The sequence below is a fragment of the Acidovorax sp. Leaf73 genome (assembly GCF_916855635.1).
GTDB classification, from domain to species: domain Bacteria; phylum Pseudomonadota; class Gammaproteobacteria; order Burkholderiales; family Burkholderiaceae_C; genus Acidovorax; species Acidovorax facilis.
Window position 1 is genome coordinate 1 of the sequence record NZ_CAKASI010000014.1, and the last position, 1,339, is coordinate 1,339.

Annotated in this window: 1 protein-coding gene; it reads right to left on the reverse strand. The window is 58.3% G+C overall.

Annotated features, from left to right (window positions below; translation table 11 throughout):
* Window positions 1-26 precede the first annotated feature (26 nt).
* Window positions 27-1,285 (reverse strand): IS3 family transposase gene (locus tag LPA35_RS26035; RefSeq protein ID WP_228900250.1). Its coding sequence is split into 2 segments (ribosomal slippage): window positions 27-937 and window positions 937-1,285, totalling 1,260 coding nucleotides; the frame shifts between segments, so codons are not numbered across the junction.
* Window positions 1,286-1,339: the final 54 nt, after the last annotated feature.

Below are 1,339 nucleotides of genomic sequence, written 5' to 3' on the forward strand. Positions count from 1 at the left end.
TGACCCGTCCTGGAATAGGTTGACACCTATGCGGGATTGAATCCCAGCCGCAATTGGCTTGCAAGAGACGCCCGGTGCATCGCATCGGGCGTTTTGTATTCTAGGGACAGGTGGGGCCGCTGCTCGTTGTATAGACGCACTGACTCGCTCTCCATGGTCTTGGCCTGCTCAAGGTTTGCCGGGCGGTGCAGCAGGAATTCCATCTTCAGGATGCCGTTAACCCGTTCTGCCAAGGCATTCTGGTAGCAGTCGTAGCCATCGGTCATCGAGCAGGTGATCTCATGGCGGTCATGGATGCGTTGGTACTCCGCCGAACAGTATTGGATGCCCCGATCAGAGTGGTGCACCAGCTTCTGGCTGGTCTGCCTGTTGCGCAGAGCCATTTTCAGCGCCTGGCTGACCTGAGCAGTCTCCAGCCCTTCATGTACATGCCAGCCCACGATCTTGCGGGAATAGGCATCCGTTACCAGGCTCAGGTAAGCCGGTTTTTCTTTGGTGGGCAGGTAGGTAATGTCTGCCACCCACAGCTGTTCGCAGCCGCTAGGTACCACCTTGGCTGCTGTGTCTTTAAGTAGGTTGGGATGGCGCCGGAAGCGATGGTGGCTGTTGGTGGTCTTGTGGTACGCCCGCTTGGGCAAGACCAGCATCCGTTCATGACGCAGGATGTCGAACAAGGCATCGCGGCCGAGCTTGATGCCCGCGTGCTGCAGCGGCTCCTTCAGAATGAAGTGCAGCTTGCGTGTGCCGATGCGCGGCTGGTGTCGCCGCTTCTCATCGACCATAGCCACTACGCTGGCCTGTTGTTCATCGCGCAGCCGTTGGCAGGCCAGGGCCTTGTAGTGCGCCTGCCGACTGATGCCCATGTACTGGCAAGCCCTCACAACGCTCAGCCCTTGGACGAGCTTTTCTTGGAGGACTTGCCAGCAGGCTTTTTTGTGATGGTTACCCCATGTTCGCGCTTGAGCACATGGATCACCGCCTCAAAGAACTGCGCTTTCTCCTGCGCCTGCTTCAGTTGCACCTCCAGCTCCTTGATGCGCTGCTCGGGTGTCAGCGGCTTGGATGGCTCTTGCATGGGTGTGGGTCCTTTGAAGCCCGATGATGCGGCCTTCCAGTCCTGGCGGCCATGCTTGCGCAGCCAGACCAGCACGGTCGAGGCACCCTGGATGCCATAGCGCTCCTGGGCTTGCCCGTACGTCAGCTCGCCTCTTTCTACCTGATCCACCACCGCCAGCTTAAAGGCCAGTGTGTAGTCCTTCTGCGTTCTCTTAACCCATTGATCCACTTGACTTTCCTTCCTGATGAACAGAAAGGTGTCAACCTCATTCAGGACGGGTCA